We start from the raw sequence: 18578 nt of genomic DNA on the forward strand, positions 1-18578 counted from the left end.
GTGTCGATTCTCATAATTCTCTTTTAAAAGACTTTTACGACTATTAATACGATTATTCAGTATGCTGCAGACGCTACTCACAAAGCCGAGGATCAGTAGCGCTATCCGTAATTAATAATTTGTGTTTGTCCTATCTATGGTGATCAGCAGTTAATTGAGCAATTCAGCATTAATTTTAGTATCTACTTCAGCAATAAGGTGAATAATCATCGCCATTGTGATACAGAGATCTTTCATATAAGTTGTTTAACTTATGTTGTGTGAGTCTAAGTATGCTAAAATGACATTTAAAAATAGCAGAAAATATTTTGATATTTCTGGCTGATTTGATCTAGCAGTTTTCGCTAGAAAGTTAGCTAACGCTTAGTTTGCAATTGTCATAATGTTATCCCTGACCAAGTTAAATGCGCAAATAGCTATAAGTGTTATACTCAGAGTTAAAAGTCTGTTGCCCCTGTACGATAGTAGTTGAGCCAAAAAGATAGTCAATGATCTTGTTGTTATGAAATAATTTATAAAGCTAATGCTTTGGCTGCGAGCGATGTCAATGTGTTTTTAGTTCTTAAAGTATCTAATAGAAAATACCTAGAAGGTTCTATAGTGGTCTATAAGAAATTTTATTTTGTGGAAAATATTATAAGCCGAAACGGCAGCAGCTTGAATATTATTAGCTATGCTAATAAGCAATTGCTGCGCAATTGTTAGCTTACACCACCGTGTGAAGCACTGGATAAATTTTACTATCTTATATTTCTTATTCTCTTTTTTGTTTATTGGTTGTATAGGTATTAATTTTCAAATTTGAACATATTGTTCAAACTAGCACTACTTGAAGTTAACTTATGCCAAGTGATTATTGTATATAATTCTACGATTTTAAATACGTATAGATACATAGTAGCAAAAGTGCTAATAAATATTATGCGTGACTTAATATTTTAATTGCTTTTGGGTTGTAAAGTTGATGTTAGCAATAGGCAAGATTGTTTCTGCCATCAATACTACCGCGGCGTCGGCCCCTTTTGAAAGTGCAAACTATATTATTATTCTAAAATAAACCGATCATAAAGCAGTGTAAAATTATAAATGTAATAACATTGTAATCATGCATAGAAGCTGTATGATGTGAGCAATCTGATGACAGATATGAAAAAGTTGTCAGTCAATAAACATAAACGAATTAATGATATTTCATTGATGTCAATAATTTTGATATCAACAAAGCATAAAGGTTAATAACTAAATATGTCATAGGCGTGACATGAAATAATGCTTGCTCATCTGTAATACATAACAAAATAAATAACATTTTAAATCGATGTGGAGACGGGAATTTAGTAATAAATTAAAATCGCTTTAGAATGATATAGTTAAATAAAGAACTAACTAATTTTCTTAATATTATTACCTTAACCAGGGTTTAAGGTTCACTGTTGCAAATTTTCTACGAGCTATATTACTATCATTAACTAGACTAGCTAGTTTTTAGCGCAGAGTGTACACTATATATTTACGTTATATCACTAAATCATCTACGATATCATGGCTTACGGTTGGCGGTATCAATATTATGGTGCTACAGCGTCATGTTTCGTAACTTAACATCAGTAGTGTGTTGACTTCATACCTAACAGTAGTTGTAATTTACTTTATTTAATCGCCGGTCTTATCGGGTTTATTGCTACTATAAACATAGTATCTGATGACAAAAGTCGATTAGTTAAATGTTCTTTCATGTATTAAAGCACCTATAACAACTTGCTCATGTTTTTGTGTATCGCAGCAGTTACAAACTATCTCCGTGTCTGCGATTAGTCAATATTTTATGGTTTAGGTGTTTTCTTGTACTACTGAAGATATACTTCAGCCTCTGCTGCTAATTTAAAGTTGGTGTCCGGTTTGTCTATACTTTTGCCTAGACCTGTTAAATAACAGTTTTAGATGTAAAACGTTTACGTTTAGTCAAACGTTTTAGCACTGCGGTTAATAATGGCGTTTGTTTAATTATTGTTTATGACGTACATTTCCGTTAAATTTAATCTAGTTTACGCTATATTAATTTGCTTATAGTATTGCTACTAGATCGGATATACCATTGTAGATTACACTAAATGCTCTATTATGTTATGGTCTAAACTTTTGCGATATACTATAAATCAAGACTGATTTCGTTACTATAGATATAATGTTTGTCTTAAATGGCGTGAGGATTATTAACACCGTCACTTCTGGACGACGGTATGCTAATTAGTTGTCTTCCATAACTTTTAATTAACATTGTAATTTTAAAAGCAACTGTAATGACCGCGTCTCATGCCGCTAGAACGGCGGCTAAAATTTATGAGTGGTCTTCCGTTGCTTGTTTAAAATTTAATGTGGCCGTAACGGCTTGTGGCTGATTTATTTGTCGGTGATGGGTATTATTAATTCTCAATAGTCGTCAAAAACTGTCACTGGCGGATAACGCTTGTGCTTAGTCAGTTTATACCGGGTTTCAATCATACGTGCGATGTTAAGATCAATAGTTTGTCCTTCTAAGTAATTATCTATCATTTCGTAGGTAACTCCGAGCGCGGTTTCGTCAGGCAAAGCAGGATGGTTTTCTTCCAGATCAGCGGTCGGTACTTTCAAATAAAGATGCTCCGGGCATCCTAGGTATTGTAATATTGCTTTTCCTTGTCGTTTATTTAGTCGGAAGAGGGGATTTATATCAGTACCGCCGTCTCCATATTTGGTAAAGAAACCGGTTACTGCTTCTGCCGCGTGATAAGTGCCTACCACTAATCCCGCGTTCATGTTAGCGATACTGTACTGCACTTTCATTCGTTCTCTAGCTTTATCATTGCCTTTGATGTAGTCGCTTAACACGATACCCGCCTCGCGCAAGGTCTTTTCGCTGGCCTGAATAGTGCTTTTGATATTGATAGTAATCGCCTGATCAGGTTGTATAAATGCAATCGCATCCCAGCAGTCGGCTTCATCTCTTTGCTGACCGTAGGGTAATCGGACAGCGATAAATCGATAATCAAGCATTCCGGTTTCCTGACGAATATCACTAATAGTCTGCTGGCAAATCTTGCCCGTTAGCGTAGAATCCTGGCCGCCGCTTATGCCGAGCACTAGGGTGCGCAAGAATGAATGTTTTTTTAAGTAGGTTTTGATAAAATCTACGCTGAACCGAAATTCAGTTGCTGGGTCAATTGTGGATTTTACTCCCAGCGCTGCTATGATCTCTTGCTGTAGAGTCATTAACCTTCTCTCATGAAATGTAAAGATACAACCATCACTACCTAACTATGAGGATAGTAATGGTTGATAGTAAGTAAGAAGTAAAAAATCTAATTTTAGAAGAACAATCCTTATTAATATGTAGTGCAGGCAAATTGATTTTATCAGAGGTAAATGTTTAATAAAAGTATAACGTATTACTATTAAAACTAAATGTTATAGCTTCCGAGTATAAAATAGCAGCATTTTCGCTATCGCATCTTTCGCGTACACAGATGAACACTATGTAGTTTTTACTACAATTGTAGTACTTAGTAGCAGCATTTTAACTTTCTAAATTTTATGCGAAATATTATACCTACTGGTTATGTAGCATCGGTGGGAGTTGGATTTTAGACTTGATCATAATATTTACTCCTCCATACCCTGCCGGCAATCTCGTGCCGTTGATTATATTACAATCCTTTGCCGACATCAAGATCATCTGTTTTGTTTAACACATAGGCAATGCTGTGTGTTATGTTTATTATATCTATGGCATACTAGATGTATGCTGATTGTATGCGTAACTATTTGACATATTAATATTATCTCCTTTAACGCTGATATATTTCATAGGTTTCTGTTAGTGGTTGGTAATTTCTTTCCGGAAACGTTATTAACCATGCGTATATACTGCCGTAATTTATTACGTAGTACTTCGAGTTAAGTAAGCACTACATTTTTTGTCACGAAATAGATACAAATTTAGGACCAAACTTTTAATTCTACGGATTAGATAAAATCCGATATTCGGATCGTTGTTTTAAAACATAGAAAGTATAACAAGCATTCCATAAAACGTTTAGCGCAAGTGGCTATCTTTTATTTAATCCCAACTTTTGACGTGCTGAGCATCTAATATAAGTGCAGATCCTATCCTTACATTTTTTTACTCAATACTGAATCAGCTTGCGCTACTTGGTAGCTATAGGTATGACTAAAGCATTTAAATTACCACACCGGCATAAATAGGTTGCCTTGTAAACTGCTTTACTGTTCATTTAAATGACTGCGTCATTAACCTTAATTAACATGTTGTTAGCGACGGGCATTAAGAACGACTTGCACATCACGATTGACTAATAATTTAATTTTACGGTTTGGGGGGGGGTTGACGTTGCTGGCATAGATGATGGTCATAACTCTACTGTGGTAGCCAAGTAACATTGGCTATTTTATATGATTATGTATAAAACAATCTTTCAGTTTAGTGAAGCGTAAAACTTACATTGTTATCAGTTAAAGCTTGATGTAGCTGTAACAAAGCCTGGTATTTGTCGTATATTAATTAATAACAGTTACTGTTTTGTTAAGCTTTGGTAGCTACCTTTTTAGATTCCTGCAAGCTGCTTCATCGAATTATTTTATCATGACAATTAACTTTTTCCGTCTCTGAGCCCAGCTTAGTTATTTTTTTTGCGAACAAACACGGTACCACCGATAGGTAAAACTAGCACTTTTCCTTCTGAAATATCAGTTATGATGCAACACTAAACCTAGTTAGTCTATGTTTTGGTAAATTTACCGTCAAGAAGATACAATACTTCAACTTATTAGTTACTTCCACTTTTATATTTATGTGTTATCACCTAGTTGTCGCGAACTTTTTCATTTATTAATTTGCTAGCAAATGACCTATTCATGACCCATGACGATCAGAAATAGTATTTTTAACACTGCTAATCTATGAATAATATTCAAGCTTTTTTACCAAACCGGACTTAATAACGCTCTTACGCATAAAGCTCAGTAGCTCTCGCTAATAATATTAAAATAGTTGCTACTGCAATACACATTAAAAATCTAGCATAACAATGCGGTTAAGGACTTATACTTTAATCTTTGCCGGTTGCTGATAGCCGTTGATTATGACAGAGAACAAGAGTACCTTAGCTTTTTGGCGATGGTATGTGCTCTTTATGAGGACGTTGCATCCTCATTGAATTCTAATAAAGAGGGGTGTATGAACTCCTTAATAAGCCCACCCCCTGTTATTAGATATTGGTATTCCTTATTAAATACCTAATAAATAAACGACTAACATTTATGATTAAATTGTTTCCTTATCGGTATAACTGTAGTTAATAACCATTGAGTTATTGTAAGTCCTAAAGTCAATGCGTTGCATTTTGAATTATTGATAAATAATTTGGAATTATATCATAACTTAACTTAAGTAACCAGTTTTAGTCTTTACCGTAGTTTTATACTTTAGTGATGTGAAAAGTATACGGTAATTATATCTGTATATTACGTACACTAATATGTACTACATTTATTTCTGTGACAAGATTATACATAGTATATGTTTACTATAGACACTTTATCAAAGTTACTCATTATGCACGTAAGAATTGCATTACAATGAGGATTTTTAGCTAAGAATAAAAAAAGAATGAGAGTCAACTAATTAATTGTTTCAGTCAAGTTTGCTTAATTATTTGTTCTTCAGGCTTGTCACCTGCAGGCAGTCTGCTTTGTTTTTTACAAAACAATAGTTAAATATTACTTGATATGCAATGGCATTATATACATAAACGTCTTATATATTAGCTTCATTACTCAAAACATGCAATCAAAAATCAAGGTTATGCTGTTAGTGATGTTGCTGTAATAGAGTATCGCAGCTGCTAATATAACTTTTAATGTTTATAACAAAGTTTAGTAAATTATTCTGTAGCAAGAAAAATAATAAGGAAAGATCTATAATAATTTTAGATATTTTACTAATATTTTCATATTACTCCGAGTTAATTAAGAACGATTCATACAAAAAATTGTTCTTTATTGCAGAAAAATTTTCTGTAACCTACTCGTAAATAACTGTCTCTTGATAAAATATTTATCAATAATGTTTGATCTTTTACTATTTTGTTCAAAAAGCTGAAGCAAATTAAGGTGGTATGACTTGTGATTATTATGAATAAACAACATCCATCTTAAAGATGGAGAACAAGCGTTTAACACATTATAATAAAGTATGGTTAACGTCTATATATTAATTTTAGATTATTCATAACCATTAATATTATTTTAGTTTTAGATTAAAGCTAGTTTCAGCATTATTATAAATAATATTAATAAGTTAACGAGTTGTGTATTTACTTAACTTTGAGAAAGTATTTATAAATTCATATATTGTGAAAGTATCTAGTCTAATATTTATTTTCAATATCTATTTCCTCTATTAATTTATCGTATGAGAGTTCATATAACTAGCTTGAATGTATATAAATATTGAAAGAATATTGTAGTTTTATTAAAAATTATTTTATTTAAACTTTATAAAAAGTTATATATTCTGCTGGAATTTGAATTCCTGATCTTTTAAGATAACACTTAGTATCGCATAGGTTGCTACCTATCTACTAAGACGATATTACACTAAATTAATTATGTTTACTAGATATTAACATAAATAACCAAATTCTTTTGAAGAGCGTGCTTAAAAGCATTTAGCTTTACTGAGGTAAATAGTATATAAATGGTTAGTAGAAATATTAATAATTAAATATGTTTTAACGTATTTTAAGTTGCGCACTTAAAAGTAAGTCTTTTTCATATATAAAGAATATATGGTGTAAAGTTTAACTAATTGCTAATAGCACAAAATAACCTAATCATCAATAAAAAATACAGTTTAGGCAATTATCATGCTTTGGTGATAATTAATCCTTTGCAATTATTAGCATTATAAAGATAAACAGAAAAGACTTAAATAAACTATAAATAATGTGCCAGAAATTAAATTGTAGCCCTTTATGTCGTTATTAAATTTCAAATAAGGCTTGGTTATGACATCACATTTTACGTTTTCACTATGTCGACTGTAAAACAAAGCTTGTGCAAAAACTCTGATGACAATAGGGAGTATCACGATACTGCCGTAAGGTTATAGCTATTTAAATGTATAATCTTCAACCGGTTGTTTAGATAAGAATATTCTAGCACGTGTGGCGAAAATTACTTTACTTATTTGATAGGTAGTATATAGCATGTAATATGATGTTTTGTTTTTGCTGCACACGATACCGTACAAATAAAACTGATATATTAAGTATTCGTTTAATTAACAAAGATATTATTTCGAATAACTACTAGATATGAAAAATTCACATAATGGATGCGGATCATGATCGCAAGTTAATGAGATAGCAAGCGTACTTGACTGTGTGTTTGAATAAAACTGTGGGAAGATATGATAAATGAATGTTTATAACGCATGTTTCCCTCCTGTCTGATAAGTTGTTTAATTCCTAGATGGGGTATATTATGCCAGTGTAGGCTGAGTACATGCATACTTTCCGGTAATGTTTTAGCAGCTTAGCTGTGTTAAGCTGCAGACACCACTCGTTAATACACGTTCTACGGTGTTAACAATGGCCTGCGTTTGTGCGTCGATTTCGATATTAACGCTATCTCTAAGGCGTTTTTTACCAAGTGTGGTACGCAACAATGTTTCAGGTATTAAATATACACAAAAACAGTTGTCTGCTACCTCTCCTACAGTTAGACTAATACCGTCAACACCAATGTAACCTTTATACAAAATATATTTCATTAGTGTCTTTTCTGGAATAAAAAACCAAATCTGCCGGTTGTTCTCTGATTTAACGATTTTGATTAGTGTAGCGGTACAAATAATATGTCCAGACATTAAATGACCGCCAATTTCTGTCTTCATGCTCGCAGCACGCTCCAGGTTGACCTCATCGCCGACCTTAAGTTCTCCCAAATTAGTTAATCTTAGTGTTTCTTTCATTAGATCGAAACTAACTACGTTGTCATTTATCCCGGTAACTGTCAGACAACAGCCGTTGTGAGCCATCGAAGCGCTGATGGTTAAATCTAACATTAGATAATCTGGTAAGCAGACATGATGAGTACGAAAATGGTCTTTTTCTTCAATCGCAGTAATAGGTGCAGTGGCTTGTACAATTCCCGTAAACATGCGGTTTCCTTATTTGCTAATACCTATATATCAATATATAATGTTGAATTTACTGCACAATATAAAAATCAAATTTTGATATGATGCAATAAAAACTAGATTTGATATTATATCAGTTTTCCTTTATATAGTCGATAAGCATTTAAAATATATCGATAAATAATTTAGTTATACTTATTACGTAAATTTACGAATTACGCAATAAGTATAAATTTGTTACGCAAATTAAAGGTAATTGCGTGCACAATAATACTAAGGAAGCAGCTTTAGTTTTATTCATTCAGGCTTATTTGCTGAATTGTTACAAAAGATGATACGCAAGTAAATATTACTTTATGTAGCGCGCAGTTTACTTCATCAATATTGACCTTATTAGGTTAGGCATGACGTTAATTAGTTATGGTATTTACTGTGTAGTAATATACTAAAATCGATCACCCAAGTTAAGTTATGATATCTTAAATTTTTATCAATGACCTAAAATGCAACGCATTGACTTGTAGTACTTACAATAACTAAATAGTTATTAACTACAGTTATACCGATAAGGAAACAATTTAATCATAAATGTTAGTCGTTTATTTATTAGGTATTAAATAAGGAATACCAATATCTAATAACAGGGGGTGGGCTTATTAAGGAGTTCATACACCCCTCTTTATTAGAAGTCAATGAGGATGCAACGTCCTCATAAAGAGCACATACCATCGCCAAAAAGCTAAGGTACTCTTGCTCTCTGTTATAATCAACGGCTCTCAGCAACCGGCAAAGATTAAAGTATAAGTCCTTAACCGCATTGTTATGCTAGATTTTTAATGTGTATTGCAGTAGCAACTATTTTAATATTATTAGCGAGAGCTACTGAACTTTATGCGTAAGAGCGTTATTAAGTACGGTTTGGTAAACAAGCTTGAATATTATTCATAGATTAGCAGTGCCAAAAATACTATTTCTGATCGTCATGGGTCATGAATAGGTCATTTGCTAGCAAATTAATAAATGAAAAAGTTCGCGATAACTAGGTGATACACATAAATATAAAGTGGAAGTAACGAATAAGTTGAAGTACCTTATCTTCTTGACGGTAAATTTAGCAACAACATAGATCAACTAGGTTTGATGTTGCATCATAATTGATATTTCAGAAGAAGAAATGCTAGCCTTACCTGTCGGTGTTGCTGTATTTGTTCGCCAGAAAACTGACGAAGATAGGTAATGTTGGTTGATTTTTTTAACTATTGTTGCTAAACGTTAAGATGTTTATAGTATTTCTGGATTTGGTTTTGGTATTCCTATGGTTTTTGCTTGCTATGTCACAACGAAAATATACTTCTTCGTTTACACCCCGTAAATACCAGCCAATGCTATGACATTATAAGCCACGTAAATCAGAACTGGGAATTTAAAAATTTATTTTATGATCAATAAACTAATGAAGAGGCGTTTAGGAGCTTGAAATAAAAAATTTTGAGGTAAGCTACCAATATTTATTAAAATATTATGTAATATCCTACTTATTATATCATAACTCTTCGTGAGTAAGCGGCGTACTAAACTCGATCAGACACTAATTATAGGAATAGAAATTTAACATTTAAACAAATTAAAAACAGGTTCCTTAAATAGGTAAGGAAGCCCCTATGGTTGTATGAGTTGAGCATTATACTAACATAGTAGCTATCTTATCGTTGTAGTCGCTTATTTTATTTATATAGCACTTACTTCGCAGCTAGTAAGTGCCTGTGATAGGTACACAGTTACGTATTTTACCTGCTACCTTTGCTGAGATTTAAAAATTGGTCTGGGGGCTCGTTAAAAAACTAGGCAATTGGGTTGTTAAGGTAAGGTGTTGGTTTGTGTGGTCTTGTCGCGCTGTTATTAAAAATAATTTATGTTATACGAGCGACTCTATTCATTAACACCACTAGGCATCGTTGCGGTAAGTTCCAATAACTTTGCTCTAAATTTTAGTTTACTAATGTGTATCCTACTACCACACAGCCTATTAATGTAGAGTAGAATATTTACATTGTCTGGCTCCCACCTTTTAGGTGGAAGATGTATATTATTTCCAGGTTCAAATTGATAATAGGTTTCGTATTTTCCTGCTGCATAGTTTTTTTACTAGCTTGTTGCTTAAATAAATTGTTTCATTACATAATAAAATGTTGGAGGTAGTGTCTAAATTTTCATCACTTAGTACAATAAGTTTTAGTGTTTATTAATTAATTTCCTAAATTTATTCATGTTGTTAACGCAGTGTATTGTATGGCTATAAAATATCTGTTTGATTTTTTATTATACTTTTCTACTTGGTTACTTCACATCTTATACTGCGGCTATGTTGCGGGATTGACGAATTTACTATCTCGTCATGATTACAGCATGTTATAAGTTAGGTTATTTAGTCTCACCTTTTTGCTATTTTGATATTATCACGTGCAATAGTTACAACCTCAGCTTCTCTCGCATATTTTGCATTGAGCTTTGTACTAAGGGTCACTAACACGTCAAAACGTTAAAAAAGACGGCTGATTAGTTTAATCACCTAAAATCAATTAGCTTTTTGTGGAGAAAAGCGTTTTATTTTGCAACATGTAATAGATATTTGTTAATATGTGTTTATCATCTAACTAAATATTCACGCAGACAGATGTTAGTAAATATGTTCTGAATTTGTTTAATTGGAGCACTATTTTTATATATTAATAGATTAATTGTTCGAGTTCATAACTTAACGTTATGCACGTGCGTCCGTAGCTCAGTTGGTTAGAGCACCACTTTGACATGGTGGGGATCGGTGGTTCGAGTCCACTCGGACGCACCAAATATTTTTGTATCCTGTCCCAATAAAATCTTTATATTACCAGAATTTTCTGCAAAACTATTTTAGTGTCGCATGTTATGCGTAGGAATCGTATTTACCGAAATACGATTACGCTAGGTTTTAATAATGTTAGTTTAAATAATAAAGTGAATGAACGGCGATACAACGGCCTTTGGCTGTTGTATCGATCTATTATAAAAATGATATAAGAGTACTTTTATATTAATGTATTAATCATTTTTTTACTTTATTTTTAGCCGATCAATAACTTTAAAATTTATTTAAATTCAAGGTATTAAAGGGTAGGCATAATTGATTTATCTTTAAGGTTTAAATTCAGCATCATCACTTAGTGCTGACTCACCCTCCCTCGTTGCATCGTTCATATTTTTTTCTTACGTTCTGATTGTAAACATTTATACTTAAATACAAACCACAGTAGTAGCGTGCGGTTTTTTACCATGGACAAGGGTCGGCATGTGCCATATTGATCATTTATTATAATTTATAGAAATTAACGTTATGAAAAAGACTAAAATTGTTTGTACCATTGGTCCCAAAACTGAATCTAAAGAAATATTAACTCGCCTGCTTGACGCCGGAATGAACGTCATGCGTCTAAATTTCTCTCATGGCAACCATGAAGAGCATGAGCAGAGAATAAAAAATTTGCGGGCAGTTCTTAAAATAACGGGTAAACAAACCGCTATTTTGCTTGATACTAAAGGCCCAGAAATCCGCACTATGAAATTAGAAAACGGTGCTGACGTTTCGTTGCGCGCTGGTCAAAATTTTGTCTTTACCACGGAACAGAGAGTTATTGGTAACATCGAGCGCGTTGCTATTACCTATCCCGGTTTCACCCAGGATCTAGCTGTGGGCAACACCGTGCTGGTCGATGACGGACTGTTAGGTATGGTTGTTACCAGCATTACTAAGAATGAAGTAGTATGCAAAGTGCTAAATAATGGTGATCTCGGTGAAAATAAAGGCGTTAACCTACCCGGAGTGTCTATAGCTCTTCCAGCTCTCTCAGAACAAGATAAAAGTGATCTTATTTTTGGCTGTAAACAAGGTGTTGATTTTATAGCTGCCTCGTTTATTCGCAAGCGTTCCGACGTACTAGAAATTCGTGAATATCTTAAGCAACATGGTGGTAAGCATATTCAGATTATTTCAAAAATTGAAAATCAAGAAGGGTTGAATAATTTCGACGAAATTCTTGAGGCATCCGACGGCATTATGGTAGCCCGGGGTGATCTGGGCGTTGAAATTCCTGTAGAAGAAGTTATCTTTGCCCAAAAAATGATGATCGAGAAATGTAATCGAGCATGCAAAGTCGTTATTACCGCTACCCAGATGCTTGATTCTATGATCAAAAACCCTCGTCCCACCCGTGCTGAAGCCGGTGATGTGGCTAATGCTATTTTAGATGGTACGGATGCGGTGATGTTGTCAGGAGAGAGCGCTAAAGGAAAATATCCACTGGAAGCCGTTACTATTATGGCTACTATTTGCCAACGCACTGATCGTATGTTGCCGAGCCGTATCGATAGTTTTAACGAAAACTGTAAGTTAGGCATTACCGAAGCTGCTTGCCGCGGTGCTGTTGAAACCTCGGAAAAGTTGGAATCGCCGTTAATCGTGGTTGCCACCGAAGGCGGTAAATCGGCCAAGTTGGTACGTAAATATTTCCCTAAAGCAAAAGTTCTTGCTTTGACAACTAATATGCGGACAGCTCATCAGTTGCTATTAAGCAAAGGGATTTTTTGTCAACTAGTGAAAGAAATAGCATCCACCGATGATTTTTACCGTATTAGTAAGGCCATGGCCTTAAAGACCGGCTTAGCGGCCAAAGGCGATATTATCGTTATAGTTTCCGGCGCGCTGGTACTAAGCGGCACCACTAATACCGTCTCGGTACATATTCTTTAAACACTGACTACTGGTGATTATGTTTATAAGTTGTACTCTCGTGGTAGCAATCGTGCTAATATGCCGTTAATAACATGATCACCCCAAGGGTGTACAGATCAGTATTGGTGCAAATTACATATTACTGTTAATGTGGGAGCCTATTTTGTTGTTTAGTTCAAGTATTTTAAAGAAATATAATTACTTATTAAGTAATTGTATACATGTGCAATACTCGCTTTGATACAACTAAGAGGTAAAAAAGTTTACTTCTAATTTTATTGCACGATTTATTTTTTATTATTATCGTTAATAATTAAACAAAAAAATAACAGAAGTACGTCTATAAAATAAAATATTTAATGCAGTTAATCAGTTATAGTACGTTTTGTTCATGATTTCTTATCGTATAAATCTTACAGCGACAAGGATTATGGCCTATTTGAGCTACTCTGTAAAATAAGATGTTTATTTGAGCAGTTAATTGACTTTATTAGTTTTATTTAAATGTTTATTTTAAAAAAATAGTTTGTGTCGCAAATAAAGATGTCTTTGCTTACCAAAGGTTAGATAACCAAGTGATCTCTTACCGTTTATCTTTTACCGTCGTAAGTAAAAATCTTGATCTTTAATTAACTGCTGAATAAGTTAGATTAAAGCAAATAAACTGGTCCTTGAACAAAATTGCCTTGATAAGGGATATTGCTACAGCTATAAACATCAGCTTTTTAGCTATCTAGCGTTACGGGATAAACCTATATTTTGAATGGCAGTATAACCTCGCTAAAAATGATGTGAACCCCCTTAATATAGCCAATATAGAGCTATAGAGAAGAATATACAACGTATTAAAATAAAGAATAAAATTGTAAAAACCATGGCACTTTTGGTGTTGGACTCACTTAATATTTTTGATAAAAGACAAATTCAGAGCGCAATACTCAATTGTATTTATTGTGTTCTGTGTGCTTGATACTTATCGCATTAGCTACCGTCTTAGATATTACTTACTAGTTGATTATTGTACTTAATTTATGATTAAGTACAATTATAATAAAAGGAAGCCTATAGCTGCTTACAGCATCTTCATCAACATAAAAGTATTACTTATGTTATATAACACGTACTACTATCATGGTTAAAGATAAGAGATTAGGTGGTTAGTGATGAACTAACTGGTTATAACTAGTTGTCAGGTGCTGACTTAAAAATAGAAACGCAGAAGCAATAATTAGATTAAAACACTAGATTTTCTCAATTATTAATGTGCCGTGATACATCTTGATTTAGACCTAGTGCTGTTACGTTATTGACGTCTATACATGTAGCTGATAATATTATCTAATGGTGGTTTGTATTTATTCTCCCGTTAACCTAGCGAAATAAGAGATGTGTCGACCTTTACCGTATTCATGGTATAACTATGAAAGTGCTTTAAATGAATATCTGGGATCTGCGTAGTGATAATATTAGTATCAAGTCTTATACTGCAATTAAGCAAACCATGATGACACTTCCGAAGAAACGGATCTTGAGGATCTTGAAAATAGGTGCCAAGAATAGATAGTTATTAGAGTCTTTACTTAAAGTATAAACAATTATGGTATTAGTTGGCTATTACAATGTCATATGAATTATTTAATTCATATTAATCTGCTTATTCGGCAGAAAATAATTGCTAATTAAAAACAGAAAGCACGTGGTACCCACCTTCTTACTTTATTGTAAACGTTGTTGTTATGATTCGCTAAGTCATGTGACTTGATCAGACCACAATCATGATCATTAGATCATGACAATAAACACTTTTTATATTTTTAGAGAACTTTTTTAAAATCGTCAAGCTTATGGTAATGAATGAAAAAATTTAGGTTATCTCATTGCGGTTACAATAGCGCGGTTGCTTGAGCGCGAATACCCAGTACCATGGCTTCTATTCCCTGAGACCGGGACGGCGTCAAATGTTGTGCGAGTGCTAATGAGACGAAAAATGGCCGGACGTCGTACGTAACAATTTCCACTAGCGTCAAGTTGTGATAAAGAATAAATACCATAGCGATAAGCCCTTTGACGATGGCGACATCGCTATCTCCATACAGTTGAACAATGCCATTTTTATGTGCTTTTATTGCAATCCATACTTGGCTTTGGCAGCCGGCAATAAGATAATCTTGAATGCGCATATTCGCTAACAATGGTGTTAAATAGCTGCCCAGTTCGATTATATACAGGTACTTCTCTTCCCAGTTAACGCAGCGAGAAAAATTGCGCAGCAATTTTTCTCGATTAGGTAAATTCACCATCTTGTGATTTTTCCTATTAAGCTTATCATCTTAGCAAACGCTGAACTCGCAATAAACCGGTTACTAGTCGGCCTATATCGCACCGATCAGTGTACATAGCAAGAGACGCACGGCACATGCTGGTCACCTGAAAATAAGTCATTAGCGGCATGGCACAATGGTGACCAGTGCGGATAGCAATGCCGTATTTGTCGAGAAAACTACCAACATCATAAGCATGATGTGCCCCTAAATTAAAAGCTATCATGCCGATACGATCATCTGGCCCGTATAGTATCAGGTCTGGTACATTTTGTAATGCTTCGAGCGTATAGAGCATTAATTCATGCTCATAGGCCTGAATTCTATCAAGTCCAACCTGCTCAACATAGTCTATGGCAGCTCCTAGTCCTATAATACCAGCGGTATTAGGCGAGCCAGCTTCAAAGCGCCAGGGTGCATCGTTAAAGTTGGTTCCAGTCGTCAGGCTGACAGTGCGAATCATAGAGCCTCCGCCTTCCCAGGGAGGCATAAGGTCTAGCAACTCTTTTTTAGCGTAGAGAATACCAATGCCCGATGGGCCGTATATTTTGTGTCCAGAGAACACATAGAAATCGTAGTCTAGCTCCTGCATGTCCACTTTCTGATGCATAACGCCCTGTGCTCCGTCGACCAGCACTACCGCATTGCTCGACTCGCGCACTTGTGTGATAAGTTCTGGCAGCGGATTGCACGTTCCGAGCACATTGGATATTTGGGTAACGGCAAATAGACGGGTGCGTTCATCAATTAGTGTGTGCAGTTGGTCGATGTCGAGCTCCCCGTTGGGCAGCAAAGGAATATAGCGCAGTGCCAGCTGCTTTTCCTTCGCTAGCATTTGCCATGGTACAATATTTGCGTGATGTTCCATTTCGGTGATAATAATATTATCACCTGGCCGTAGGTTGTACCGACCCCAGCTATTAGCCACTAGATTGATGCCTTCGGTAGAGCCTTTAACGAAAACAATTTCGTCTGCCGACGCGGCGTGAATAAAGCGCTTTACTTGTTCACGCACATTTTCCATACGGTTAGTTGCTTCACTACTTAAAGTATGAATGCCGCGATGTACCGCGGCATATCCCCGACGATAATAGTCGGTTTCACAATCTATAACGGCGTTAGGCTTTTGTGCGCTCGCTGCGCTGTCAAGATAAGTCAGTGGCTGGTTATTTATTTGTCGTGCAAGCATAGGAAAATCAGAGCGAATCTTCTTAATAGGATAGGTCATATCGCCAACCCCTATAAAGATCGGCAATATACTTCAACACCGTGTTGCATACTGCATCATGGCAATTTTTTTTTGTTATTTCTGCAGCGAAAGCATAAATCATCATCTGCTGGGCGTCCTGGCGTGTTATACCGCGCGAACGTAGATAAAACATCTGTTCCAGATCGATCGGACCGACGGTCGCGCCGTGGCTACATTTTACATCATCAGCGTAAATTTCTAGCTGTGGTTTGGTATCAACTTCCGCTAAAAGGTCAAGCAGCAGGTTATGGTTCATCATCTTACCGTCAGTTTTAAGGGCATGTTTGGCCACTTTGATCAGACCGTTAAATACCCCTTTGCTGCGGTCTAGGGCAATTATTTTGTGCAATTGGCGACTTAAGCAATAGCCTTTGTTGTGTTCTAGATAGGTGCGATTATCGCTGATACTCTGCCCTGATGGCAGCAATAAACTGTTTATTTCCAATTCTGCTCCTTCATCGTTCAACTGCACGTTAGTTTGATGCCTAGTCAAGCCCGTGCTAAGAATAAATGTATTGCTGCGAACTATTGCATTGCGGCCCACACTTATATCGTTATGTCCGAAATGATAGCTGGCGCTATTTTCAACAGCTAGTTTGACATGGTCAAAATGCGAGTTGTTGCCCACTGCTATTGATGTAAACGCGCCACTGAAATGACCTTTGTTATTTACGCTGATGAAATGTTCAATCACTTGGCCCTGAGCGTTAGCCCCTATATCTAAATGGTGACGATAATGTAGCATGTTCAATTTGTCTTTTTCTTTGCAGCCCTGACTGATGTGCAGCAAATATAACGGTTGTTGCGCTACCTTGTTAGTTGGCAGGTGAATACGAGTAGTTTCCTGGCTCAAACTTTCGGTTAAATGTAAGAATACATCCGGCAATATAGGAGCGGGCAGAGGGCGCCTAGCGGCGCCCTCCTCTAGTTTGACTTGCCATACACCGGTATTGCTGTCGCTTAGCGTCGGTGCAAGGCGGCCATTAATAAACACCAGACGGTAGGCGTCCATAGTTAAGCTGAGCGCCTCAAGATCAGAGGCAGATACTGTGCTAGCAGTGGCTGAGACAAAATTATGCATTAAAAGCCCGTCAAGTGGAGTATATTTCCAATCCTTGTGTTGTCGGGTTGGTAATCCCAAGCGTTCAACATTTTGCCAGTGAGCATAGGCATCTGCTGTACAATCCGCTCCTTGGTTGACAAACAATTGGTGCCACTGTGTTATTACGCGGGCATTACTGTTGTTTTGTAAGCCATCCATATCCTTGCTCCTCAAGCTGCTTCACTAGGAAAAAATCACCAGATTTTACAATGCATCCTTGATACAGCACATGCACGTAATCTGGTTGAATATAGTCAAGAATGCGCTGATAGTGCGTAATGATAATAAAAGAACGTTTGTCATTGCGAAGGGTATTGATGCCGTTAGAGACAATTTTTAACGCATCAATATCTAGACCGGAGTCAGTTTCGTCTAGAATGCACAAATCTGGCTCTAACGCTGCCATTTGCAAAATATCATTACGTTTTTTCTCACCACCTGAAAATCCCACGTTGACTGACCTAGTTAGCAGATCAGCTGGCATTTGCAACAGTTTAATCTTAGATTCAATGAAGTCAGCGAAATCAAATCGGGATAACAGCGACTGTTGGCGGTATTTACGTACTGCATTAACGGCCGTTTGCAGGAAAAATTGGTTGCTAACACCCGGGATTTCTACAGGGTATTGAAATGCCATAAATACACCTTCTCCTGCGCGTTCTTCCGGTTCTAACTCCAATAAATTTCGACCTTTGAACAGTACCTCTCCTTTAGTAACTTCATAGTTTTTCCGGCCGGCTAACGTCGCGGATAGAGTACTTTTCCCGGAACCATTTGGTCCCATGATGGCATGTACCTCACCTGGTTTTACCTCTAGATTAAGATCCTTAAGAATTATATTGTCTTCCACACTGACGTTTAACTGTTTAATTGATAGCATGTTTTAGTTTTTGATTTCTCTAGCTTGTAATTACGTATAAGCAGTAATCTCGGTAGCGTGT

7 protein-coding genes and 1 tRNA gene are annotated in these 18578 nt (G+C 35.5%); 2 read left to right on the forward strand and 6 right to left on the reverse strand.

The features are described 5' to 3' along the window. Positions 1–2430 precede the first annotated feature (2430 nt). Complete coding sequence (gene nadE, locus HBA_RS01930) at positions 2431–3249, reverse strand: ammonia-dependent NAD(+) synthetase (protein ID WP_097032355.1); 819 nt, start codon at positions 3247–3249, stop codon at positions 2431–2433. Positions 3250–7585: 4336 nt separating this feature from the next. Further along, positions 7586–8221: a riboflavin synthase subunit alpha gene (locus tag HBA_RS01935; protein WP_097032356.1), complete on the reverse strand. Its 636-nt coding sequence runs from the start codon at positions 8219–8221 to the stop codon at positions 7586–7588. 2750 nt (positions 8222–10971) lie between these two features. Here HBA_RS01935 and HBA_RS01940 point away from each other — a divergent pair. Then, a tRNA-Val gene (locus HBA_RS01940) sits at positions 10972–11048 on the forward strand. Between the two features lie 522 nt (positions 11049–11570). After that, positions 11571–12983, forward strand: a complete 1413-nt coding sequence (pykF, locus tag HBA_RS01945) for a pyruvate kinase PykF (protein ID WP_097032357.1) — start codon at positions 11571–11573, stop codon at positions 12981–12983. Positions 12984–14848: 1865 nt separating this feature from the next. Here the strand turns inward: pykF and sufE are convergent. Genes sufE through sufC form a run of 4 tightly spaced genes read right to left on the reverse strand, consistent with a single transcriptional unit; the run spans position 14849 to position 18517 of the window. After that, complete coding sequence (gene sufE / locus HBA_RS01950) at positions 14849–15265, reverse strand: cysteine desulfuration protein SufE (protein WP_097032358.1); 417 nt, start codon at positions 15263–15265, stop codon at positions 14849–14851. 25 nt (positions 15266–15290) lie between these two features. Further along, positions 15291–16514 carry a cysteine desulfurase SufS gene (gene sufS / locus HBA_RS01955; protein WP_097032359.1) on the reverse strand — a complete coding sequence of 408 codons (1224 nt, stop codon included), beginning with the start codon at positions 16512–16514 and terminating at the stop codon, positions 15291–15293. After that, positions 16498–17796 (reverse strand): Fe-S cluster assembly protein SufD, encoded by a 1299-nt coding sequence (gene sufD / locus HBA_RS01960; RefSeq protein ID WP_097032360.1) that lies wholly within the window; start codon positions 17794–17796, stop codon positions 16498–16500. Before sufD ends, sufS begins: the two co-directional genes overlap by 17 nt. Beyond that, positions 17771–18517 (reverse strand): Fe-S cluster assembly ATPase SufC, encoded by a 747-nt coding sequence (gene sufC / locus HBA_RS01965; protein WP_097032361.1) that lies wholly within the window; start codon positions 18515–18517, stop codon positions 17771–17773. Before sufC ends, sufD begins: the two co-directional genes overlap by 26 nt. Between the last annotated feature and the right edge of the window lie 61 nt (positions 18518–18578).

Origin of the sequence: Sodalis endosymbiont of Henestaris halophilus (assembly GCF_900161835.1) — a bacterium.
Classification (GTDB): domain Bacteria; phylum Pseudomonadota; class Gammaproteobacteria; order Enterobacterales; family Enterobacteriaceae.